The following is a 21,037-nucleotide window of genomic DNA, read 5'->3' as shown; positions in this document are numbered from 1 at the left end:
AAATGGACCAGAACATGTTCGCCCCTGCACCGGCATTCGACCAGGATGTCTTCCGCCAGGTGGTGGGGCATTTCGCCAGCGGGGTCGCGGTCATCACCACGGCCCACGAGGGGCGGCTGTACGGGACCACGGCCTCCGCGGTGAGCTCGTTGTCCATGGAGCCGCCGATGATGCTGATGTGCCTCAACCAAAGCAGCAGCACTCATGACGCCGTGGCTCAGGCGGGACTATATGCAATCAATATTTTGGCTGAGGACCAACGGGACTTGGCCATGAAATTTGGCCGTAAGGGAGGCGACAAATTCGACGGCGTTTCCTTCAGGCTGTCGGAGCACGGGGGTGTCCCCATTCTCGACGGCGTTATTGCTGCCATCACCTGCATCGTTGACGAGACGCCGCGCGGTGGGACGCACTCGGTGTTCTTCGGACGCGTCGTCGACGCAGAATCGTCACATGGTGAGCCGCTGGCTTACTACCGGGGCGCCTTCGGGCGGTTAGAGCGAGTGAAGGAACTGGATACTTACATGAATGTTCGCCAGTGGGTGCTGGCTCGCCGGACTCCGTTGGGAGAAAACCTTCACATCTCCATGATGGTGGAAGCGCTTCGGGCCGAACCCGACGACGTATTCAACGCGTTCGTTAAACTCACTGCCGAAGGTCTAGTGGATCGAACCAACGCTGGCGCTTTCATCGCGGCGCCTATCACCGTCGATTTCAGCAACAGCCTCTACGATGGCAGAGCAACCATCGAAGTGGGGGTGATCGCGAGCAGAATCATGGAGTTTGAGCAGGCACTCCTGGATCGGCTCAGAGGCATGACTGAAGTCATGGGGCAGTTGCGCGCCTCTGAAAACGGATCGCTCCGCGAGTTTCTGGAACTCCATTCGAACTTTCACCAGACTTTGGTCGGCGCATCCGGTTCCGTGCAGTTGCTTGATTCGTATCGACGTCTGAGTATCGCTGGGGTTTGGGGAGAAGCATGGGACAAAGCTGACTGGCGGACGCTCTTGGATCACACGCATCTGACGCAGCTGGCCAACTCCCTGATTGCCCGGGACGTAAACGCCGCGATAGAAGCGGTACAAAACTACACCGCCCAAGCCAAGGAATTCGCCCGGATTGCAATCGAAAGCCGAGGTGGGCAGGTCTGAGTAGCCGGGAACTGCAGCAGTGGTAAGGCGCCGCGTCGGCGGGGCGCCTCGGTCGTTCTTTGCAGCCCTGCCATGCTGGCTGGCGATCCCGTGAGGGATTCTAGGCCAGATCGAGGCTGAGCTACCCGGATGTCCCGGTTGGCTCCCTCGGTGGTGAACGCGTCGATACGGCACAATTCTTCGTCGGAGAAGGTGGTGTTTGCGAAGGCGTTTAGGTACTCGTCGAGCTGGGCAATGGAGGAAGGACGAACAGGACTGAGGTGACGCCGCCGTCGCGAAGCAGCCAGGCGAAGTCCTCCGGCACCATCAACGGGGGAACAGAGCCGGTCACTTTCGTCTCCGGTTACTTCCGGGCCACTCTTGTGATCCCCGCGTCCGAGCAGGCAGTTGTCTCGATCGACGCCCGGGCCGGAGCTGCCCGTGCATCGGCTCCTTTCACGCTCACCTACAGCAGCCCCTCGGTCTCGGAGGAGGAACCTCCACAGCCTCAGCCATCCCCGGCGCCCGCCGCGCCGGCGATCAGCACGGCACCCCTTCGCTTCGGCCTGGGTACGCCGGGCGGCCCACTAGCCTCCTCGGAAATCGACGCGGCCGCCGCCCTGGTCGGCGAAGCGCCGTCGATCATCCTCTCCTACAAAGACTTCAACCAAGCCCCGCCGATCACTGAACTGGAAGCAGTCCGCTCCCGCGGTGCGGTCACCCTGCTCACCTGGGAGCCATGGACCTGGGGCGGAGGTTCCGAACAGCCCGCCTACTCCCTGGACCGGATCACCGCCGGAGACTTCGACCCCTACCTCCGCGAGTGGGGCACGGCTCTGGCACGCTGGGGCCACCCGGTCATGCTGCGTTTTGGCCATGAGATGAACGGCAACTGGTACCCCTGGTCGGAAGGCATCAACGGCAACACGGCAGGTGACTATGCCGCGGCGTGGCGGCACGTCCACGACGTGGTCTCTTCCACCGGCGCCCGGAACATCACCTGGGTCTGGAACCCCAACGTCCCCTATTCCGGCTCAACGCTTCTGGATGGGCTTTACCCAGGCGCGGGTTACGTCGACGCCGTTGCCCTCGACGGCTACAACTGGGGAACCTCCGCCGCCTGGAGCACTTGGACCCCGCCCTGGGCGCTCTTCGCCGACGGTCTCGGGCAGCTCCGGTCCCTGGCCCGGGCAAGCCCATCCTGATAGCCGAGACGTCCTCGGCAGAAGAGGGCGGCTCCAAGGCAACTTGGAACAAAGACCTTGTCTACTACCTGTCCCAGCAGCCCGACATCACTGCCCTCGTCTGGTTCCACTTCAACAAGGAACCCGACTGGCGCATTGACAGCAGTGCTGCCTCTGCCAGCGCGCTCTCCGAAGCCCTTGCCGCCCGGCCCAAATAAGGGGCCAGGCTACCCCTTGCTTGTCCCAAGAGTGTAGGGGGGCAAGCGACTGCAATTCCATGGGTTAGGCGCTCGGCGTGATCTAAACGGCACCCTAGTGACGGCCTCCGCGGAACCATTCGGAAGCCTGGGCGCGGAATTCTGGCGGATGCAGGGCCGAGGCTTCCATAGGGACCCTCCCCAGGAACGGAACGGGAAGGTCGCTCAGGTACCGTTGGTTGTCCAACTCAATGTCGGTGGGCTCTTGCGGCCAGGCACCGATCACCAGCCCCGAGACGGGAAGTGACCGGCGCTGGAGTGCCTCGAGCGTGAGCAGGGTGTGGTTCAACGTCCCGAGCCCGCTGCGGCACACGACAACGATGCCCGCCGTTTGCCGGCTGTCGCCGCCGGTGCCCGCAGTCTTTGTCCCGTCGATGAAGTCAGCAGCCAGATCCGCGAGGCAAAAACCCGGCTCGAGTTCGACGAGCAGTCCGCCGACGCCCTCCACCAGCACGTGGTCGAAACCCCCGGCGAGACTACGGATGGTTTCGGTATGTTCCACATGTCCTGGGAGGGAGGCGCCCTCACGGGCGGCTGCGGCGATCGGCGCCATCGGTAACCGGAGCCGGGCACCTTCTAAGACGTCGTCGATCCCGGCCAGCCGGCGGACCTCCTCGATGTCCCCGGCCTCCTCCTCCCGGACGCCCGTTTGGACGGGTTTATAGACCGCGACCGAGGGGCGGACGTTGCGCGCGGAAGCCGCGCGCGAGCCAGCCGACAGCGCCGCCGCAAGCGCCGCCGTCGTCATCGTTTTGCCCACGCCGGTGTCCGTGCCGGTCACGAACAGGATCCGGGGCAGGGCGGGCAGGCCCGCGTCAGGGTGTCTCACCGGTTGCTCCTTCCCGGTGCCGCGGCTTCCACTGTGACGGACAGGGGCGCCTGGAAGGACAGCAACCGCAGCCAGTCAGGTTCCGGCCCGCTGAGCCGTATGGCAGGCAGGGCGCGGGCTGTTTCCTCCAGGGCCAGGACGGTTTCGAGTTCGGCCAGCCTCGCCCCCAGGCAGCGGTGCAGCCCGTAGCCAAAGGACAGCGAGTACGCCGTGGGGCCGGCATCGGGAGGGTGGTGGCCGGCCAGTTCCAGCAGGATTTCGGATCCAGCGGGCAGCGCCGTGCCGTCCAGGACGGTGTCGCGGGGGACGGCCCGGCGCCAGGTGTGCACGGACGGTTCCTCGGCCAGCACCCTGCGCACCAGCGGCGCTCCGGTGCCGCCGGCGGCCAGCGCTTGCCAGCACCCGGGATCCTGCAACGCCCGGTACAGGGCGGTGCCGATCAGCAGGGCAGTGGTTTCCTGCCCGGCGATAAGCAGGAAGTAGCCCAGCGAGCAGACCTCGGCGGTCCGGAGCCCGGCCGCGTGCAGGGCGCCGAAGAGGTTGTCGCGCCCGTGGCTGGCCATGACCTCGGCGCGCAGCCAGATGTAGAACTCGGCGGCTGTTTCGGCGAGTTCCACCTGGCGCTGCGGATCCGGCCAGCCCCAGAAAAGTTCCAGTGAATCCCGGCTCCAGCGCTTGAGCACTTCCGGGTCCGGCAGCTGGAAGCCGGTCAGTTCCTGCATGATCACCGGCGGGATATGGGCGCCAACAGCCTCGGCAAGGTCCACCGGGCCGTGCGCGAGCTCCGCGGCGGCGGCTTCGGCATGTTTGCGCGTGAGTTCGCGCACCCGCGGGCCGATGGCGGCGACCTTGGCGGGAGTGAAGAAGCCCGCTACCACCGATCGCACCGTCCGGTGCAGCTCCCCGGTGGCGGAGGCCAGTACCGGCGGCAGGGCGAAGCGGCTGCGGCTCAGGATCCGCAGTGCCGCCGGGCTCAGCGGCACCACCGAGGTCAAGGCGTTGGTGGGCAGGAAATCGTCCACCCGGCGCAGCACCTGGCGGACTTGCTCGGGGTCGCTGATGATCTGATAGCTCGTGCCCTGGTTCATGCGGGCACCTCCGTTCGGGAAAGCATCGTGTTAATAAGGCCGGTGGCGTACCGCAGCTGCTCTGGGGTCAGATCCGCGCGGGCGGTCAGCCGCAGCCGCGAGATCCCGTCCGGCACGCTCGGCGGACGGAAGCAGCCCACCAATACCCCGGCATCCTCCAGCTTGGCGGCAAGTTCCGCGGCGAGCTGCGGCGAGCCGACGGGTACCGACTGCACCGCACCCGCAGCCTGCTCGATGTCCAGACCGGCGGCAAGCAGCGCCGCGTTGCGTCCGACGGCGGCCACGCGCTCCGGTTCGTGGACGATGGTGCGGCAAGCCTGCGCGGCAGCACCGGCCGCGGCAGGAGCCAGTCCGGTGTCGAAAATGAAGCTCCGCGCGGTATTGACCAGATGCTCGCGCAGCGCGGGGGAGCCGAGCACGGCCCCGCCCTGGCTGCCCAGGGCCTTGGACAGTGTGGCGGTCACCGCCACATGCTCCGCGCTGGCCAGTCCCGCGGCGTAGACGGCACCGCGGCCGTGGCCGGCAACGCCGATCCCGTGCGCCTCGTCTACCACCAGCAGCGCGTCGTGTTCGGCGCACAGCCGCGCAACGGCGGACACGTCCGCGGCGTCACCGAACACCGAATAGATCGATTCGATGACGACGACGGCGCGCGGCTGGCTGCGCGCGGCCAACCGCTGTTCCAGAACAGCCAGGTCGCCGTGTGGGATCACCTCGGACGGGGAACGGGAGAGCCGGGCGGCGTCGATGAGCGAGGCGTGAATATGTTCGTCGGTCAGCATCAGGGTGCCGGGGCCGCCGAGTGCGGTGAGGAGACCCAAGTTCGCGGCGTAGCCGCTGGAGAAGGCCAGCGCCGCGGGGCGGCCGGTGAGGGCGCACAGTTCGCCTTCGAGTTCCTCGTGCACGGCGTGCGTGCCGGTCACCACGCGGGAAGCGCGGGCACCGGTGCCGTGACGTTCCACCGCGACGACGGCGGCGGCCTGCAGTCGGGGGTCTGTGGCCAGGCCCAGATAATCATTCGAGGCCAGGTCCAGTACGGCGCCTGCCCGCGGTACCGTGCGCCGGATGATGCCGCGTTGCGCGCGCACTCGGGCCTGAGCGGCGAGCCAGTCCTGCATGGAACCCATCAGCCGTGCACCTCTGCAACGGCAGCACTGATGCCGGCGCCGATCGCCGCCACGTCAGCCGGCGTGCAGATATATGGCGGCATGGTGTAGACGAGGTTGCGGAACGGGCGCACCCAGACCCCTTGAACCAGGGCCGCGCGGGTCACCGCAGGGATGTCCACCGCGTTGTGGAGCTCGACGACGCCGACGGCACCGAGCACCCGCACGTCCCGGACGGATCCGAGCCCGGACGCGGGGGCCAGGGACGCGCGCAGTCCGGCTTCGATGCCCCGCACCTGCTCCTGCCAGCCGGCGGTTTCCAACAGCTGTAGCGAGGCCGAGGCCACCGCGCAGGCCAGCGGGTTCGCCATGAAGGTCGGCCCGTGCAGGAGGGCCCGGAACTCGGAGGCGGTGATGACTTCCGCAACGGTCGCGGAACACAGCACCGCGGCCAGGGTCAGGTAACCGCCGGTCAGCGCCTTGCCCACGCACATGACGTCCGGGACCACGCCCGCCCATTCGCCGGCGAAAAGCTTGCCGGTGCGGCCGAAGCCGGTGGCGATTTCGTCGAAGATGAGCAGCAGCCCGTGCGCGTCGGCCACCCGGCGCAGGGCCTGCAGGCATTCGGGCGAGTAGGCATGCATTCCGCCGGCGCCCTGCAGCACCGGTTCCACAATGATCCCGGCCAGCTCGTGCCCGTGCCTTGCGACGGCGGCCTCCAGCTCCGCGGTCCAAACGGCAACCGCTGCGCCGTCGGAGACCAAGCTGCCGCCGCCGTCCAGCCGCGCGGCCGGCGGCCGGGGGAGGAAATGCTGGACGGGCAGTGATGGGAAGGCCGAATGCATGCCGTCCAGCGGATCACACACGCTCATCGCACCGAAGGTGTCGCCGTGGTAACCGCCGCGCAGGGCCAGAAACGCGTGCCGGCCCGGCCGCCCTGCAGCGGCCTGGTACTGGATAGCCAGCTTCAGCGCGACCTCCACCGAGACCGAACCGGAATCCGCGAAGAACACGTGCCGCAGCGGGTCGGGGGCCAGCTCCACTAGCTGCTCGGCCAGCCGGACGGCGGGCTCGTGCGTGAGCCCGCCGAACATCACGTGGCTGAACCGCTCCACCTGGCGGCCTACCGCGTGATCAAGGACGGGATGCCGGTAGCCGTGGATGGCGGACCACCAGGAGCTCATGGCATCGACCGCCTCGAAGCGCACCCCGTCCGCGGCTTCCAGCTGCAGCCGCATGCCGTCCGCGGCGGCAACCGCATAGGGCGCCGGCCCGTCCAGCGGGGCATACGGATGCCAGAGCAGGCCGCGGTCGCGCGCAAGCAGCGCACTTCCGGACAGCACTGTCTCAGGCATTGGGGGCAAGCTCCGTCCCCGCGCCGCGACGCCGGATGGAAATCGGTGACGGTGCGTCATCGTCGTCCGCGGCCGCAGAAGTTACCGCGCCGGCGGGCGCCAGGACAGTGAAGCCGGCGTCGGCAATCATCTCCAGGTCCGCCTTCGCGGCCTGGCCCTCACTGGTCAGGTAGTCGCCGAGGAAGAGCGAGTTGGCCACGTGGAGGGCCAGCGGCTGCAGAGAGCGCAGGTGCATCTCGCGGCCGCCGGCCATCCGCAGCTCGGTGGAAGGGCAGGCGAAGCGCACCAGCGCCAGGATCCGCAGGCAGTGCGCCGGCGTTAGCAGCCAGGTGTCCTCCAGCGGGGTGCCCTCGAACGGCATCAGGAAGTTCACGGGGATCGAGTCAGTCTCCAGCTCGCGCAGCGCGAAGACCGCGTCGATCAGCTCTTCGTCGCTCTCGCCCATACCCACAATCAGGCCCGAACAAGGGGAGAGGCCGGCGTCCTTGGCATGATTGACGGTGCGCACGCGGTCGGAGTACTCGTGGGTGGTGCAGATATCGGCGTAGTTGGATTCACTGGTATTGAGGTTGTGGTTGTAGGCGTCCACACCGGCGATCTTGAGCTTTTCCGCCTGCCCGTCCTTGAGGATGCCCAAGCAGGCGCAGACCTCCACCTGCGGGTGCTCGTCCTTGAGCCCGGCCACCATGGTGGCCACTCGATCCACGTCCCGGTCCGTCGGGCCCTTGCCGCTGGCCACCAGGCAAACGCGGGAGGCGCCGGCACGGATCCCGCTGGCGGCCTGTTCGGCGGCCTCTTCCGGTTTGAGCCAGGTGTACTTAAGGATTTCGGCGGCCGAACCCAGGCGCTGCGAGCAGTAGGTGCAGTCCTCCGGGCAGAGACCCGACTTGAGGTTCACCAGATAGTTCACCTTGACGGTGTTGCCGAAGTGGGCCCGCCGCAGCGTCGCTGCTGCCGCCGTTAGTTCCAGCAGTTGCGAATCGTCGGAAGCGAGGATGGCACGCGCATCGTCACGGGTCAGGGTGCCGCCGGTCAGCTGCCGGTCAGCCAGGTCATGAAAGTTATTGAACACCGTTCAATAGTCGGTGGGGCCGGAGTGCTTGTCAAGGATGGTGCATGATGGACGCGGTATGTGACATCGGCCGGAGACGGAGAGGACGGAGCCCGACGTGGCCCTGACGCGCCAGAAAATTGTCGATACGGCCTTGGAAATCTTGCGCTCGTACGGCCTGGCTGACCTCTCGATGCGCAGGCTTGCGCGGGATCTTGGCGTTCAGCCCGGCGCGCTGTATTGGCATGTCAAGAACAAGCAGGAACTGCTGGTGGTGCTGGCTGAGCGAATCCTGGAGCCCGTGAAAGTGGGCGACGCAGGCGGCGACCCGGACGGCGCCGTCCGGCGGTCCGCGCAGGATCTGCGCGCTGCCCTGCTTGCCGTGCGCGACGGCTCCGACGTCGTCTCACTCGCGCAAGCCCTGGCGCCGGAGTCCCTCACCCCGCTGTCTGGACTTGCCGCGCTCTTGACCGAGAGCGGACTGAGCGAACTGCATGCGCACTGGGGGGCGAAGAGCCTGACGCACTACATCCTCGGTGCGGTGGCAGAGGAGCAGACCCGGGCCGAGCTTGCCCGATCCGGCCTGCTGGAACCCGGCCCTGACTCCGACACTGACGGCGAAGAGTTTCTGTTCGGCGTCAATACGCTGCTAGCGGGGCTGGAAGTGCACCGGACACGCTGATCCGATCCAGTATCTGGGTCCGATGGGCTCAGCGGCTTTCTGTGCTCACTGCTGCCCATCACACGGCGGAACTTTCCGGTCCGGGGTGGAAAATCCGGCCGTTGATTCGTTCTGAGGCGCCGACCTGGTCCAGGTAGGGGGTGATGCCGCCCAGGTGCAGCGGCCAGCCGGCACCCATGATCATGCACAGGTCGATGTCCTCGGGCGCGGCGACCACGCCTTCGTCCAGCATCAGCCCGATTTCCTCGGCCAGTGCGTCCTGGGTGCGGCGGAGCAGTTGCTCGGAGGTGCTGGGGGAGTCGCCGAAGTCCAGCAGCGCCAGCGTGGCCTCGGGGATCACCTGCCGGCCGGCATCGTCCGCCACCCACAGGGACGTGATGCCGTTGTCGATGAGCCGCTGTTGGTTGGCGGAGACCCGGAACCGCTCACCGAACGCGGCATGCAGGGACTCGGTGACATGCTGGGCCACCGGGATGCCGACCATGGCCAGCAGGGTAAACGGCGTCATCGGCAGGCCCATCGGCTTCAGCGCGTTGTCGGCCACGTCGGCGGGGGTGCCTTCGTCGAACGCATTCGCCACCTCGCCCATCAGCCGCAGCAGCACGCGGTTCACCACAAAAGCGGCCGCATCCTGGACCAGCACGGTGGTCTTCTTGAGTGCCTTGCCCAGCACGAACGCGGTGGAGAGGACTTCGTCGCTGGTCTTTGGAGCGCGCACGATTTCCAGCAGCGGCATGACGGCGACGGGGTTGAAGAAGTGGAAGCCGACCACGCGTTCCGGATGCAGAAGGTCCGCTGCCATCTCGGTGACGGAGAGCGAGGAGGTGTTGGTGGCCAGGATGCAGTTCTCGGAGACCACCGCCTCCACCTCGGCGAAGACCTGCTTCTTCACGGACAGTTCCTCGAACACCGCCTCGATCACGAAGTCGGCGTCCGCGAAGGCTTCCTTGGCGGCCGAACCGGTGACCAGGGCCTTGGTGCGGTTGGCCGCATCCGCGGAGATGCGCTTTTTGGCCAGCAGTTTGTCCACTTCGGCATGGACGTAGCCAACGCCCTTGTCCACCCGGGCCTGGTCGATGTCGGTCATGACCACGGGTACCTTCAGCTGGCGTGCGAACAGCAGGGCCAGCTGGCTGGCCATCAGGCCGGCGCCGACCACGCCCACCTTGGTGACCGGCCGGGCCAGCTGCGGGTCCGGCGCGCCGGCGGGACGCTTGGAACGCTTCTGCACCAGCTCCAGGAAGGCGTAGACGGTGTCGCGGAAATGCGGGGTCTGCATCAGCTCGGCGAGCGCTTCGACTTCCAGCTCGGCGGATTGCTGCTGGCTCTTGCCCCGGCCGGCTTGCATCACGTCCAGCACCTTGGCGGGCGCGGGCGCGGCGTTGGCGGTCTTGGCTTCCACAAACGTGCGTCCGGCGGCGATGGCCTGGTCCCAGTCCGCCTCCGTGGCGGCTGATTTGTCTGCGCGGCGGACTGCCACCTGCCGGCGGGCGTCGTCGTCGCCCAGGATCCGGGCGGCCCAGGCCAGCGACTGTTCCAGGAAATCCGCCGGTTCGAACAGCGCGTCGGCGATGCCGAGTTGGTGGGCGGCCGGGCCGTTGAGGATCTTGTTGTTGTTCAGCGGGTTCTCGATCATCACCTTGACCGCATTGGCCGGGCCGATCAGCCGCGGCAGCCGGTAGACGCCGCCCCAGCCGGGGATCAGGCCCAGGAAGGCTTCCGGCAGCGAGATGCCGTTGGCGCCGGCGGAGACCGTGCGGTAGACGGCGGCCAGCGCTATCTCCAGCCCGCCGCCCATCGCCGCACCGTTGATGAAAGCGAAGGTCGGAACCCCCATCGACGCCAGCGTGGCGTAGACGTCGTGGCCCAGCCGGGCCATTTGACGAGCCGGATGCAGGTCGCTGATTGCTTGAAGAGCTTTCAAGTCAGCCCCTGCGACAAAGTAGCGATCGTGCCCCGTGAGGCCTACGCCGATAAACTCCCCGGCATCAACCCTGTTCTTGACCTGTCCCAGCAGTGTGCCAAGTTCGAGCAAGGCCCCCGGGCTGAAGGTAGTTGGCCGGCGGGCGCTGTCTGTAAGGATGATGAGAGCGAAGTTTCCGACCGCGGGTAATTGCACCTCTTTCAGCTCCGCGTGCGTCGAGTAATCGCCGGTAGCGAGAGGTTTATATACCGATTTCATACGGCGCCCCGCAGGATCAGGGCGTCACCTTGGCCGCCGCCCCCGCAGAGAGCGACGACGCCGGTCCCGCCTCCTCTGCGCTTTAAGGCCAGTGCCTGATGCAGCACGAGCCGGGCGCCGGAGGCGCCGACCGGGTGGCCAAGTGCGATGGCACCGCCGTCGGTGTTGATGCGGTCCGTGTCGATGCCCAGGTCCCTGGCTGACTGGATGAGGACGGAGGCGAAGGCCTCGTTGATTTCGATCAGGTCGAGGTCCTCGATGGTCAAGCCTTCGTGCTTGAGCGCTGCCTCGATTGCGCGCGAGGGTTGGGAATGCAGGGACCCGTCGGGGCCGGCAGTCTGTCCGTGCGCGCCGATCTCCGCGATCCATCCCAGCCCGGCCGCTTCGGCAGCGGCCTTGCTGGCGATGACCAATGCTGCGGCACCGTCGGACAGCGGGGAGGAGGAACCGGCAGTGACTGTGGCATTCTCGTCGGTGGAGAAGGCGGGTTTGAGCGTGGCGAGGGTTTCGGCTGTCGTGTCAGGACGGATGCCCTCATCGGCGTCGATCGTCAGCGGTGCGCCCCGGTGCTGCGGGACGGTGACGGGCGCGATCTCAGCATCGAAGATGCCGGCGGTTCGTGCGGCCTCGGCGCGCTGGTGGGAGCGCGCGGCGACTTCGTCCTGCTTCTCACGGCCGATCCCGCGGGCGGCGTTTCCTGCGTCCGTCGCGGTGCCCATCAGCTCTCCGCTGAACGGATCCTGCAGGCCGTCATGGTTCAGCGAGTCGATCAAAGGTGTGTCGCCGATGGTGACTCCGGCGCGCAGCCCCTTGACCAAGTGGGGCGCGTTGGTCATGGATTCCTGCCCCGCTGCGACTACGAAACCCGCGTCCCCGGCGCGGATCATGCGGGCGGCGTCGATTACGGCGGTCAGACCGGAGAGGCAGAGCTTGTTCACGGTGACGGTAGGCACGTCCCAGCCGATCCCTGCACCGAGACTGGCTTGTCGGGCCGGTCCCTGCCCCGCGCCGGCCTGAATGACCTGCCCGACGATGACGGCGTCAATCCGTTCAGGGGCTACACCGGCGCGCACCAGGGCGGCACGTATGGCGTGGGTACCCAGGTCGCTGGCCGACAGCGGGGAAAGGCCGCCGCGGAAGCGGCCGAAGGGGGTGCGGGCACCGCCGACAATGACGGCGGTTCTGGCGTCTGAGCTCATGGGGATGCCTTTCAGCGAGGTGCGGGGACACGGGAGACGACTAGGGTGATGCCGGGCTTCTGGTGGGGCCGTTTAGTTGAAGGCGGAGATGCCGGTGATGGAGCGGCCGATGATGAGGGCCTGAACGGTTTCGGTGCCCTCGTAGGTATGGATCGCTTCGATATCGGCCATGTGCCGGGCAACGCGGTTTCCCACCAGGATGCCGTTGCCGCCGAGCAGATCCCGTGCGTTGGCGGCGATGGATCGTGCGGTACGCGTGCAGGTGAATTTCGCCAGTGAGGCTTGGGCCGGGCTGAGGGCCTTGGCTTCGTCCAAACGGGTCATCTGGACCACCATCAACTGCATCGTGGCCAGTTCGGACTGCATCCGGGCCAGTCGTTCCTGCACAATCTGCGAGGCGGCCAGCGGTCGGCCGAACTGTTTACGCTGTGCGGCGTATTGAACGGCAGTCTCGTAGCAGGCGGCAGCATGGCCGACGGCAGACCATGCGACGCCGAGCCGGGTAGCCAGCAGCACTCGTGCGGTGTCCTTGAATGAGCGGGCGCCCGGCAGTTCGTCTTCCGCCCGAACGAAGACGTTTTCAAGCCGGATGTGGGCCTGCCAGATGGCCCGCAATGAAGCCTTGCCGTCGATGGTGGTAGCCGTATAGCCGGGGGAGTCCTGCTGTACGAGGTATCCGTGCACCTGTTGATCCTCGGCACGGGCCCAGACGACCGTGGTGCCGCCGATGGAGCCGTTGCCGATCCATTTTTTCTCCCCATTAAGCAGGATTCCGCCCTCGGTGCGGACGGCTGTCGTTTCCAGTGCCACCGAGTCGGATCCGTGGGTGGGTTCGGTCAGCGCGAACGCCCCGTATTCTTCGCCGCGGGCCAAGACTGGCAAAAGCCGCAGCTTCTGCTCTTCCGATCCGCACAAGGCAATGGAACGCAGCGCCAGACCGCCTTGAACAGCCAGGACTGTCCCCAAGGAACCATCGCCGCGGCTAATCTCCATATTCACTAATCCGGCGGCCATCTTGGACATCGGTGGGAAGCCGTCAACGGAGATGCCGTCGCGCAGCAAGTCCAATTCCCCCATTTTTCTGACCAAATGCAAGGGATAGTCGCCACGATCCCAGTAGGTGTCGATGACGTTCAACACTTCGTCCTGTACGAAGGCCCGCGCCCGCGACCAGTAGGCGCGATCTTCAGGCTCGAGGTGCGTAAAGACAGAGGCCGGGTCCGGGTCCAGCGCCAGTTTCACTTCATATTCAGGCTCTATAGTTCCGTCGGGAAAACCTACCGATAGGTCTGTGAGGCTGGCCGGGGAGGGAAGTGAAGTCGTCATCAAATTGGTCCTAAATTTGCGCTGCGCTCGAAAGCCGGGGGAGCCCAGGGAGGAATTCGCAAGAATGCAGCAGAGTATCTACTGCCGCGCGTGTTCGGGTCCTCCCGCGGGTGATTGTACTGACGTCCGAAAGCAGCTTGCATGCTGCTTGACGCCTATTGTCCCGGAATGGAATTCGACGAGTTGTTTCTACGGGACGCTCGGGGCAATGCCAGGGGGGGTCCTTTGCCGGTCGCTGGACCCCCACTGGCAGCATCCTTATTCTTCGGTGCTCACGTAGATTTCCTCAAGCGGAGGTAGATTGGCGAACAGTCCGAGGTCTTTATAAATAGACTTCATCGGTTCAAGGTCCTCCACTGTGATGTCGATCTTCACAGCTGTGAGGGGATGACCGACAACCAATTCCTCGGGCAAACCGATCCAGTCAATCATGATCTCCTTGGCTTCCGCGTCGTTCCCTTCGATCCAGTCCTTGGCGTCGTTGAGGGCGGCTTTTATGCGCTTGAGAGCCTCCGGATTCTTGTCCGCATACTCCGCAGTTGTTGCAACCACGCTGGCCAACATTTCGTCACGGTCAGTGGCGAGCAGCGTGGGGTCGCCAAGCATCTTGTACCCTTGCTTCGCGAGGTTGATCGCGTGCGGCTGGATGGACCATACGGCGGCGACACGATCGGCCTTCAGCTGATCTGCCTGGGTGTCCCAAGGCACGACCACCATCTCGATTTGAGATGAATCGCCTCCCTCTTTGTCCGCAACGTACTTCAGCGCCGTTGTGGGAAAGCTCGTTAGGCCCGGCACACCGACAACTTCACCCGTGAGATCGGCGAAGTTGTCCGCGTCGCCGTTCGTGAACACCGGGAAGGCCGGTACTTCAGTCGTTGACAAGCCCATGCCGGCGAAGATCTTCAGGTCACGCCCCTTTTCAGCCGCCTCGAACAAAGTCTGCTGCGTGGTCTGCAGGACATCAGACTGCGAACCGAGGGCAGCGATGCCAGCGGGGCCTGGAGTGATCTCGGTGCCTTGGAAATCGATGCCGTTTTCTTCCCAGAATCCGAGACGATCTGCTACGACGATCGGCAAGGTCGAGCTGCCTACGTTGTATTGGAACCGGACAGTTATGGCATCAGAATCTGATGAGCTGCCCTGATTCGTCTGAGAATTTGCTTCTGTGGCGCAGGCGGTTAGTCCTAGAGCCAAAAGGCCTGCGCTCATGCCGGCAATCAGCCGTACTACCGCCTTGCTGCGTGCTTGCGTTGTCATCATTGACACACTCCCAAACGGAATCGTAGGTGGGGTTGACCGCTTGATGCGGTTGATTTTGATACACGCTCACCAGCATCCCCGGGTCGCGGCGATGCCAAACGAGCGATCAATCCTAGTCAAGAACATGAACAGTTGATAACAGCAACTGTAACGACCTCATCCTAAGTAGGGGGTAGGGGGGTGTCAATGACTTGCAGCGAGGGGATTTTTCAGGCGGGGGTTGCGCCCTGTGCGCAGAAAAGTGTGGAATATGTAAACTGTTCAAAACTGTAACAAATAGCGGGTGGAGGCTCCAATGAAGAGCGAAGAGGCAGTGCTCTTGGAAGTTCGTGGTTCGCTGGCTCGGCTCACGCTGAACCGACCACAGTCATTCAACGCGATGAATGCCTCGCTCCTTGGAAGACTTCTCGACTGCGTCGAGACCGTCGCAAGCGATGACTCCATTCGTGTCCTTGTGGTCCAGGGGGCAGGCCCTGCATTTTGTGCCGGTGGAGACCTCAAAGCTGGAATTGCCGAAGACATCCTCGGCGCTGGATCGTCGCAATCGCAGTCGCGTGCTCTGCGGACATATGCGCGAGTGATCAGTGTCCTGCGTCGTATGCCGGCAGTGTCGATCAGTGCAATCAAGGGAGCTTGCGCCGGCGCGGGGCTTTCATTGGCGTGCGCAACCGACTTGCGGTTTAGCGATCGCAACGCAACATTCCACACGGCCTTTCTCAATGTCGGTTTTTCTGGTGATTTTGGAGGTACTTGGCTTCTCCAGCGCATTATCGGCGCAGGGCGCGCCCGGGATCTGTATCTCCGAGCCCGCTCCTTTGATCCCGAATTTGCCTTTTCAATCGGACTTATTACCCAAGTATGTGACAACGTAGATGAAGACGTTGACAGCGTTGCGCAACGGCTTCTTTTGCAGCCCCAAAGCGCATTGCGCCTAATGAAGCAGAACCTTGTCGACGCAGAGTCGCTGGATCTGGATCAAATGCTCGAAATTGAGGCCGAGCGCATGGTGGCCTGTGCTTCCACGCAGGAGACAGCAGAGGCAGTCGAAGCTTTTCTGACGGGAAAGAAGGTCGGCCTTGGGGCACGCTGAGGGGATTTACACTGGATGCGCGAGAAATGAGCTGGAATTGTGCAAACAAAAATCAGAGCCAAAAACTGCTCTTTCGCAGGGCGTCGGTCAAACGGATCGAACCCGTCGCAATTTAAGAGCGCTACCTCGGAACAGCAAGATCAACGTCAATGGCATAACAATTGCATTATCGGAATGGGGGGATCGCAGTTCTCCGTCGATTGTGCTTGTTCATGGGGCGGCTGCAAATTCGCGATGGTGGGACCATCTGGCACCCTCACTTCTCGATGAAAACTTTGGACACGTGGTCGCTATCGATTTGTCAGGCCATGGCGATTCCGGTTGGAGAACGGTGTACAGCCGGGAGCAATGGGCCGCGGAAGTCATAGGTTTGGTGAAGGGCCTAGGTATATCTTCGACTCCTCTGTTGGTCGGACACTCGCTTGGTGGCGTGATTGCAATCGAAGCGGTATTCCGGGAGCCGGAGGCATGGTCGGGTCTGATCGTCGTAGATTCGGCGATAGGTTGGAGCTTCCCCCGACTAGGGGAGCGCAAGTTTGGCGTGGATCATAGGTCGCCACGGAAGTACGCAGATCCAAGCGATGCGGTCTCGCATTTTCGCGTGGTCCCGGCTCAGCCCCGACCGGCTGAACATCTCATGGAGCACATAGCCTCCCAAAGCCTGAGGGGGGACGCCATATCGGGCTGGACCTGGAAGTTTGACCCGTCCATATTGACTCGTAAGCGCGAAGCCGCGCTGGCACCCTGGGAAGAGGTTGCCGACGCGATGAAGGGCCGATTCGGATATATCAGGGGGGAGCAATCCGTGCTTGTCAACGAACAGCAATTTCAGACGGTTGCTCAGAAGATTGGTCACCAGAATGCCTTGACCATACGCCATGCGCACCACCACTTGATTCTCGATGATCCGGAAGCCTTTTTGTCCGCACTAGCGATTTTGCGTGTTCGGTGGGCCGGAGCTGCTCGCGCCCGATGAGTGAGGCCGTTTGGTGTCACTCGCAGGCCGGGCAGTCATTCGTGGTTGGGGGTGGTTGTTTCGATGCCGTGTGCGGTAGCGACGGTTTGGAGGAGTGATTTGAGTTTTTTCGCTTCGGCGTTGGTGAGGCTGGAGAGGAAGTCCTTTTCGAACGTGGCGGCAGTCTCGCGCAGGGAGTCGAGCAGGTCGCGGCCGTCCTTGGACAGAACGAGGGAGTGTTCGCGCCGGTTCTCGAGATTTCTTTCGCGGGAGAGGTAGCCGCGGGACTCAAGTTCGTCCAGCAGGCCGACCATCGCGCTTCGGTGCACCAGGAGGCGGTCGCTGAGCGTTTGCTGGGAGATCCCCGGATCGTCCCGCAACTGGCTGAGGATGACGTACTGCCGGGGGTGCAGGGCATACGACTTCATGCGGTTCTTAAAGTCACGCACCGCGAGGTTGCCCAACTGGCCTAACAGGTATGTGATGCCAAGGGCCGCATTGCGGGGTTCGTCTGCCATGAAGTCGGTCCAATCCTAGAGTTCGTTTGTGGAGCCTCCTACCCACCAGTATAGGGAAACCCCCAAACAGTTCCGAATAGTAATTGTTGATATCGTGAACAAGTGCTAATCTCCTGTTACCTAGACCACACGCAGTGAAAGGGAGGCCCGTCAATGTTGACCGGCGCACAGTATCTTGAGTCGCTCGCCGACGGGCGCGCAGTATTTTTCCGGGGCGAACGCATCGCGGACATCACGGCGGTGGGCGAGTTTGATACCACCCTGAAGCGCTTTGCCGACGTTTACGACCGATTCCATGACGCTGGCGGAGATGCTGTTAATCCTCTCTTCGCCTCCCCGCGCAGTCCGGAGGAGTTGCGGGAACGGCTTGACCAACTCCACGGCGCCGACATGCTCGTGCACCTGACCTACCAGTCCTTCATGGCCCTGCTCACGGCTGCGGATCGGCTCGACGAGGTATTCCCCGAAGGCTCGGGGCGAATCCGCAAGTATGTCGAGGACTGCCGCCGCCGTGACGTGCGCATGGTTCAGTGCATCACCGACGCCAAGGGCGACCGTTCCTTGTCTCCAGGCGCCCAGCCGGACCCCGATCAGTATCTGCGGGTAGTGGAGCGACGCCCTGATGGTGTCGTCATCCGGGGCGCGAAGCTACATATCACCGGAGCCGCGATGGCGCACGAGATGATGGTCATGCCCACCAAGCGCATGAAGCCGGGCGAAGAAGCTTACGCCATCGCCTGTGGCGTTCCCGTGAATGCGCCCGGGGTTAAGATCGTCGCCGTTTCACCGGTCGCCGAAACCGAACCCGATCCGCGTGACTACCCGCTGAGCTGGAATCGTGCGATTCCTGAGGGTTTCGTGATCTTCGACGATGTGTTCGTGCCGAATGAGCGGATATTCCTCGAGGGGCAGATCAATGAGGCCGCGGTGTTCGCCCACAGCCTCGGGCTCTGGGAGCGGATGGGAGCCACAGCCGGCCAGGTGAACCGGGCAGAGCAGGCCGCCGGTCTGGCACAGCTGATTGCCGAAGCCAACGGCACCCACAAGATCAGCCATATCAACGACAAGATCAACGAACTGGTCCTGAACGCCACCCTGCTCCGGGCGGCTCTTGACGCTGCCATGGTCCACGCCTCCGTATCCAAGGAAGGCGTTTACTCGCCGAACGAGCTCTACATCAACGCAGCCAAGGTGTTCGCGGCCACAGGCTGGAGCACAGCAGTGCGCAACCTGCAAGACGTAGCCGGCGGTTCCATCGTCACATCACCATCCCTGCGGGACCTCGACAACGACGAACTCAACGGACTGCTCGACAAATACATGGCCGGAGCCGGGGAATCCGGCGAATACCGCATGCGGCTGTTCCATCTGATCCGAAACCTGACCGCAGACGGTTTTGGCGGATGGACGAACGTCACGACGATCCACGCCGGCGGAGGCATCTACGCACAGCGGTACGTGATGCGGAGCCGCTTCGACATGGAAGCAGCCAAACGCAAAGCCCTGCAAATGCTGCCCCAACCGGCCCAGCCCATCGGGGTCGGATAATGACCGGCACGCTCGGAAAAAGCCAACATCAACGCCTTACCCGCCAACAACAGTTGACGAACGGGCAGACGCCCGTGAAGGAACGAGGAGCTTCTGGTCAAGAAGCGCCGGCAGATAAAGCCCTAGCTAGGAGGATCCATGAGTGTGACAACCACGGAGCAGGACGGAATTACGTCCGAAGAGTATCGTGACCTGTTTCGGAACCACCCTGGCGGCGTCGCGATCATTACGGCTGAGACGGAGGACGGACCCACGGGATTCACCGTTACATCAGTCAATTCGGTGTCGGCGAGTCCACCTGTGCTCATTTTTACCATCAATGCGGCCTCACGGACGTGGAAGAGCCTCCAAACTGCTGAAAGTGCAGTCGTACATTTTCTTGAGCACAGTAACCGTGAGCTCGCCGTGAAATTCTCCACTCCGGGGATAAACCGATTCATCGACACAGAATGGTCGATACTGCCCACCGGGGAACCGCTGCTTAGCGGGGTGCACACTTGGGCACGTGGACAAGTCCTGCGCAGGATAGCGAGCGGCAGCAGTGTGATCGTTGAGTTATTAATTGATACTTCAAGTACAAGCGAAAGCCACGAGCCGCTGGTTTATCATGCCAGAAGTTATCATCGACTTAGCGAAAACTCCGCGATTTCCTAAGTCACTCATTGACGGTTAGCTTTCATACAGGCGTGCAGCACGCTTAAATCGTGGCGGCATAGCGCCCTACCGTGCCATCAAATCGCAGTAAAAGATCAAAATTGTATGCTGATATTTGGAGAAAAGAATGACGAGTGCAACCCTAACTGCCCGGCCCCGAGTTCTGGCGGATGCTTTTGTGTCAAGCAGCGCCATTACTAACACGGCTCTCGTCGTCGGCGGTACTGCTCTGACGGCTGTCCTGGCACAGGTTTCTATACCGATTTGGCCCGTGCCCATCACCGGGCAGACTCTGGCCGTTTTACTTGTAGGCTCGACGCTCGGCCCAGTTCGTGGAGCACTGTCTATGGTTCTCTACTGGACTGCAGGCGTCGCCGGGGCACCAATCTTCTCCGAGGCTTCATCTGGGCTATCGACTGCCATGGGCCCCAGCGGCGGCTACATCGTAGGTTTTATCGCAGCCGCTTATCTTGTCGGCAAGCTTTCACAACGCAGTTGGGATAGGAAGTTCGTCGGGGCCGCGTTAGCATTCTTGGCCGGAACGATAGTCACATTCGCCATCGGCATGGTTTGGTTGGCCGTTTCCCTTGGTGCTAGTCTCCAGCAGACCCTTGAGTGGGGGCTGTACCCTTTCATCATCGGTGGAATTATTAAGGCCGGGATTGCGGCAGCCGTGATTCCCACTCTCTGGAGGATCGCACCAAAACTACAAAAGTGACGTTCGCATCTGGACCTCCGGCGAACCGGCTGCAAACAGGCTTATGATGCCGCCTATGGTGGCATCATAAGCCTGTTTTGTGCTTGGACTTCAGTGATCACACTGCCTGCTGCACGGAACCTTGCCCAGCAACAGTTTGGGATTCCTCTTTCTTCCGTTGCACTATGGAGTTTATAGTGCCATGAGGAATCGAAGTCGAACCGCATCGGTTTGACGACCTTCAATTCGGTTGGTGGCCTCAGGCGCGATCAAGGCGCAGGGACTCCAGAAGCACGGCGCAATGGAGAACGCGATGTGCTTGGCGTAGTGATTCCCTGACGGTGTTTCGAGCTCTAGGCAACGTCCTGGAGCCAAGCCCGGCACGGGTGGAAGAACGAGGTGAACCGAACGATCGCATGAGCGGTTAGACGTGGATCAGTCCTCGACAGACATTTGCTGGTCTAGTCGTGCCACGAGTTGCCGCCGGGCAATTTCAGCGGAGCCGCTGCTGCGAGGACGATAGAGCATCCGCGGGCGACGGTCACGATCCCATCGGCGCGAACGTTCGACGACTCAAAAGTAGGCAAATTGCTCTGGTAGTGACACGCTTGCCAGTCCACCACAGAGACTCGGCTAGGTACCAGATCAAATTTCGGCGCCAGCACAAATGGTACCGCCGCCACCCAGGCCGCAGGATTTGGTGGGACATCTACTTTTATCGGCGACCACGAATGGGATCAGTAGGAGTTGCCTGAATGGCGGCTTTGGTGCAGTTCGCTCCGTGTTGGGCATCCGCATATGCCATACAAGTGCTGACCCATGGCTACGCACATCTCCATAGCCGGCAAGCATCTGTTTCAGACAAAACGCCGCCGTCGGCCCTGCTGCACATCCAACAGCACTACCTCTATACAGTCCTGGTT

The 21,037-nt window shown here is 63.3% G+C and carries 18 protein-coding genes; 8 read left to right on the top strand and 10 right to left on the bottom strand.

Features of this window, described 5'->3' with window-relative positions; translation table 11 throughout:
* Positions 1-2: 2 nt before the first annotated feature.
* Together MNQ99_RS17305 and MNQ99_RS17300 are read left to right on the top strand one after the other, a co-directional pair.
* On the top strand, positions 3-1,151 hold the full coding sequence (locus MNQ99_RS17305; protein WP_241913839.1) for a flavin reductase: 1,149 nt from the start codon (positions 3-5) through the stop codon (positions 1,149-1,151).
* A gap of 260 nt (positions 1,152-1,411) precedes the next feature.
* Positions 1,412-2,335 carry a glycoside hydrolase family 26 protein gene (locus tag MNQ99_RS17300; protein WP_338423105.1) on the top strand — a complete coding sequence of 308 codons (924 nt, stop codon included), beginning with the start codon at positions 1,412-1,414 and terminating at the stop codon, positions 2,333-2,335.
* A 291-nt stretch (positions 2,336-2,626) separates the two neighbouring features.
* Here MNQ99_RS17300 and bioD read toward each other — a convergent pair whose 3' ends face one another.
* From bioD to bioB, 5 genes are read right to left on the bottom strand one after another with little or no spacing between them, the layout of a single operon-like run.
* Positions 2,627-3,400, bottom strand: a complete 774-nt coding sequence (gene bioD, locus MNQ99_RS17295; RefSeq protein ID WP_241913838.1) for a dethiobiotin synthase — start codon at positions 3,398-3,400, stop codon at positions 2,627-2,629.
* Positions 3,397-4,488, bottom strand: coding sequence for a cytochrome P450 (locus MNQ99_RS17290; protein ID WP_241913837.1), 1,092 nt, complete (start codon positions 4,486-4,488; stop codon positions 3,397-3,399). Before MNQ99_RS17290 ends, bioD begins: the two co-directional genes overlap by 4 nt.
* Positions 4,485-5,615 carry an 8-amino-7-oxononanoate synthase gene (locus MNQ99_RS17285; RefSeq protein WP_338423104.1) on the bottom strand — a complete coding sequence of 377 codons (1,131 nt, stop codon included), beginning with the start codon at positions 5,613-5,615 and terminating at the stop codon, positions 4,485-4,487. The genes MNQ99_RS17290 and MNQ99_RS17285 overlap by 4 nt, the downstream gene beginning before the upstream one ends.
* The gene (locus MNQ99_RS17280; protein ID WP_241913836.1) at positions 5,615-6,949 is read right to left on the bottom strand and encodes an adenosylmethionine--8-amino-7-oxononanoate transaminase; all 1,335 of its coding nucleotides are present in this window, start codon (positions 6,947-6,949) and stop codon (positions 5,615-5,617) included. The genes MNQ99_RS17285 and MNQ99_RS17280 overlap by 1 nt, the downstream gene beginning before the upstream one ends.
* Positions 6,942-8,021, bottom strand: a complete 1,080-nt coding sequence (gene bioB / locus MNQ99_RS17275; protein ID WP_241913835.1) for a biotin synthase BioB — start codon at positions 8,019-8,021, stop codon at positions 6,942-6,944. Before bioB ends, MNQ99_RS17280 begins: the two co-directional genes overlap by 8 nt.
* Positions 8,022-8,118: 97 nt before the next feature.
* On the opposite strand from bioB, the gene MNQ99_RS17270 reads away from it, so the two are divergent.
* Complete coding sequence (locus tag MNQ99_RS17270) at positions 8,119-8,682, top strand: TetR/AcrR family transcriptional regulator C-terminal domain-containing protein (protein WP_241913834.1); 564 nt, start codon at positions 8,119-8,121, stop codon at positions 8,680-8,682.
* A 58-nt stretch (positions 8,683-8,740) separates the two neighbouring features.
* Here the strand turns inward: MNQ99_RS17270 and MNQ99_RS17265 are convergent, their stop codons facing one another.
* From MNQ99_RS17265 to MNQ99_RS17250, 4 genes are all read right to left on the bottom strand, one after another.
* Entirely contained in the window at positions 8,741-10,864 is a 2,124-nt protein-coding gene (locus tag MNQ99_RS17265; protein ID WP_241913833.1) for a 3-hydroxyacyl-CoA dehydrogenase NAD-binding domain-containing protein, read from the bottom strand.
* On the bottom strand, positions 10,861-12,063 hold the full coding sequence (locus MNQ99_RS17260; RefSeq protein WP_241913832.1) for an acetyl-CoA C-acetyltransferase: 1,203 nt from the start codon (positions 12,061-12,063) through the stop codon (positions 10,861-10,863). The genes MNQ99_RS17265 and MNQ99_RS17260 overlap by 4 nt, the downstream gene beginning before the upstream one ends.
* Before the next feature lie 72 nt (positions 12,064-12,135).
* Positions 12,136-13,389: an acyl-CoA dehydrogenase family protein gene (locus tag MNQ99_RS17255; RefSeq protein WP_241913831.1), complete on the bottom strand. Its 1,254-nt coding sequence runs from the start codon at positions 13,387-13,389 to the stop codon at positions 12,136-12,138.
* Positions 13,390-13,647: 258 nt separating this feature from the next.
* On the bottom strand, positions 13,648-14,652 hold the full coding sequence (locus MNQ99_RS17250) for an ABC transporter substrate-binding protein (RefSeq protein WP_241913830.1): 1,005 nt from the start codon (positions 14,650-14,652) through the stop codon (positions 13,648-13,650).
* A gap of 295 nt (positions 14,653-14,947) precedes the next feature.
* Here MNQ99_RS17250 and MNQ99_RS17245 point away from each other — a divergent pair, with 295 nt between their 5' ends.
* Both MNQ99_RS17245 and MNQ99_RS17240 read left to right on the top strand, forming a co-directional pair.
* The gene (locus MNQ99_RS17245) at positions 14,948-15,742 is read left to right on the top strand and encodes an enoyl-CoA hydratase/isomerase family protein (RefSeq protein ID WP_241913829.1); all 795 of its coding nucleotides are present in this window, start codon (positions 14,948-14,950) and stop codon (positions 15,740-15,742) included.
* A gap of 202 nt (positions 15,743-15,944) precedes the next feature.
* Positions 15,945-16,718 (top strand): alpha/beta fold hydrolase, encoded by a 774-nt coding sequence (locus MNQ99_RS17240; protein ID WP_241915414.1) that lies wholly within the window; start codon positions 15,945-15,947, stop codon positions 16,716-16,718.
* Positions 16,719-16,753: 35 nt separating this feature from the next.
* Here the strand turns inward: MNQ99_RS17240 and MNQ99_RS17235 are convergent, their stop codons facing one another.
* The gene (locus MNQ99_RS17235; protein ID WP_241913828.1) at positions 16,754-17,215 is read right to left on the bottom strand and encodes a MarR family winged helix-turn-helix transcriptional regulator; all 462 of its coding nucleotides are present in this window, start codon (positions 17,213-17,215) and stop codon (positions 16,754-16,756) included.
* Between the two features lie 153 nt (positions 17,216-17,368).
* On the opposite strand from MNQ99_RS17235, the gene MNQ99_RS17230 reads away from it, so the two are divergent.
* From MNQ99_RS17230 to MNQ99_RS17220, 3 genes are all read left to right on the top strand, one after another.
* The gene (locus tag MNQ99_RS17230) at positions 17,369-18,763 is read left to right on the top strand and encodes a 4-hydroxyphenylacetate 3-hydroxylase N-terminal domain-containing protein (protein WP_241913827.1); all 1,395 of its coding nucleotides are present in this window, start codon (positions 17,369-17,371) and stop codon (positions 18,761-18,763) included.
* A 138-nt stretch (positions 18,764-18,901) separates the two neighbouring features.
* A complete protein-coding gene (locus tag MNQ99_RS17225) occupies positions 18,902-19,417 on the top strand; it encodes a flavin reductase family protein (RefSeq protein ID WP_241913826.1) in 516 nt (171 codons plus the stop codon).
* A gap of 127 nt (positions 19,418-19,544) precedes the next feature.
* The gene (locus MNQ99_RS17220) at positions 19,545-20,135 is read left to right on the top strand and encodes a biotin transporter BioY (RefSeq protein WP_241913825.1); all 591 of its coding nucleotides are present in this window, start codon (positions 19,545-19,547) and stop codon (positions 20,133-20,135) included.
* The last annotated feature ends 902 nt before the right edge of the window (positions 20,136-21,037 follow it).

This window comes from Arthrobacter sulfonylureivorans (genome assembly GCF_022637435.1).
In the GTDB taxonomy this organism is placed as follows: domain Bacteria; phylum Actinomycetota; class Actinomycetes; order Actinomycetales; family Micrococcaceae; genus Crystallibacter; species Crystallibacter sulfonylureivorans.
This window is presented reverse-complemented; position numbering and strand designations above follow the sequence as displayed.

Bases quoted from the DNA above. Each gene is read 5' to 3' on its own strand.
- MNQ99_RS17220 (WP_241913825.1), top strand. From the start codon at position 19,545: ATGACGAGTGCAACCCTAACTGCCCGGCCCCGAGTTCTGGCGGATGCT.
- MNQ99_RS17280 (WP_241913836.1), bottom strand. From the start codon at position 6,949: ATGCCTGAGACAGTGCTGTCCGGAAGTGCGCTGCTTGCGCGCGACCGC.
- MNQ99_RS17265 (WP_241913833.1), bottom strand. From the start codon at position 10,864: ATGAAATCGGTATATAAACCTCTCGCTACCGGCGATTACTCGACGCAC.
- MNQ99_RS17260 (WP_241913832.1), bottom strand. From the start codon at position 12,063: ATGAGCTCAGACGCCAGAACCGCCGTCATTGTCGGCGGTGCCCGCACC.
- MNQ99_RS17230 (WP_241913827.1), top strand. From the start codon at position 17,369: ATGTTGACCGGCGCACAGTATCTTGAGTCGCTCGCCGACGGGCGCGCA.
- MNQ99_RS17235 (WP_241913828.1), bottom strand. From the start codon at position 17,215: ATGGCAGACGAACCCCGCAATGCGGCCCTTGGCATCACATACCTGTTA.
- MNQ99_RS17250 (WP_241913830.1), bottom strand. From the start codon at position 14,652: ATGATGACAACGCAAGCACGCAGCAAGGCGGTAGTACGGCTGATTGCC.
- MNQ99_RS17290 (WP_241913837.1), bottom strand. From the start codon at position 4,488: ATGAACCAGGGCACGAGCTATCAGATCATCAGCGACCCCGAGCAAGTC.
- MNQ99_RS17255 (WP_241913831.1), bottom strand. From the start codon at position 13,389: ATGACGACTTCACTTCCCTCCCCGGCCAGCCTCACAGACCTATCGGTA.
- MNQ99_RS17285 (WP_338423104.1), bottom strand. From the start codon at position 5,615: ATGGGTTCCATGCAGGACTGGCTCGCCGCTCAGGCCCGAGTGCGCGCG.
- MNQ99_RS17305 (WP_241913839.1), top strand. From the start codon at position 3: ATGGACCAGAACATGTTCGCCCCTGCACCGGCATTCGACCAGGATGTC.
- MNQ99_RS17225 (WP_241913826.1), top strand. From the start codon at position 18,902: ATGAGTGTGACAACCACGGAGCAGGACGGAATTACGTCCGAAGAGTAT.
- MNQ99_RS17245 (WP_241913829.1), top strand. From the start codon at position 14,948: ATGAAGAGCGAAGAGGCAGTGCTCTTGGAAGTTCGTGGTTCGCTGGCT.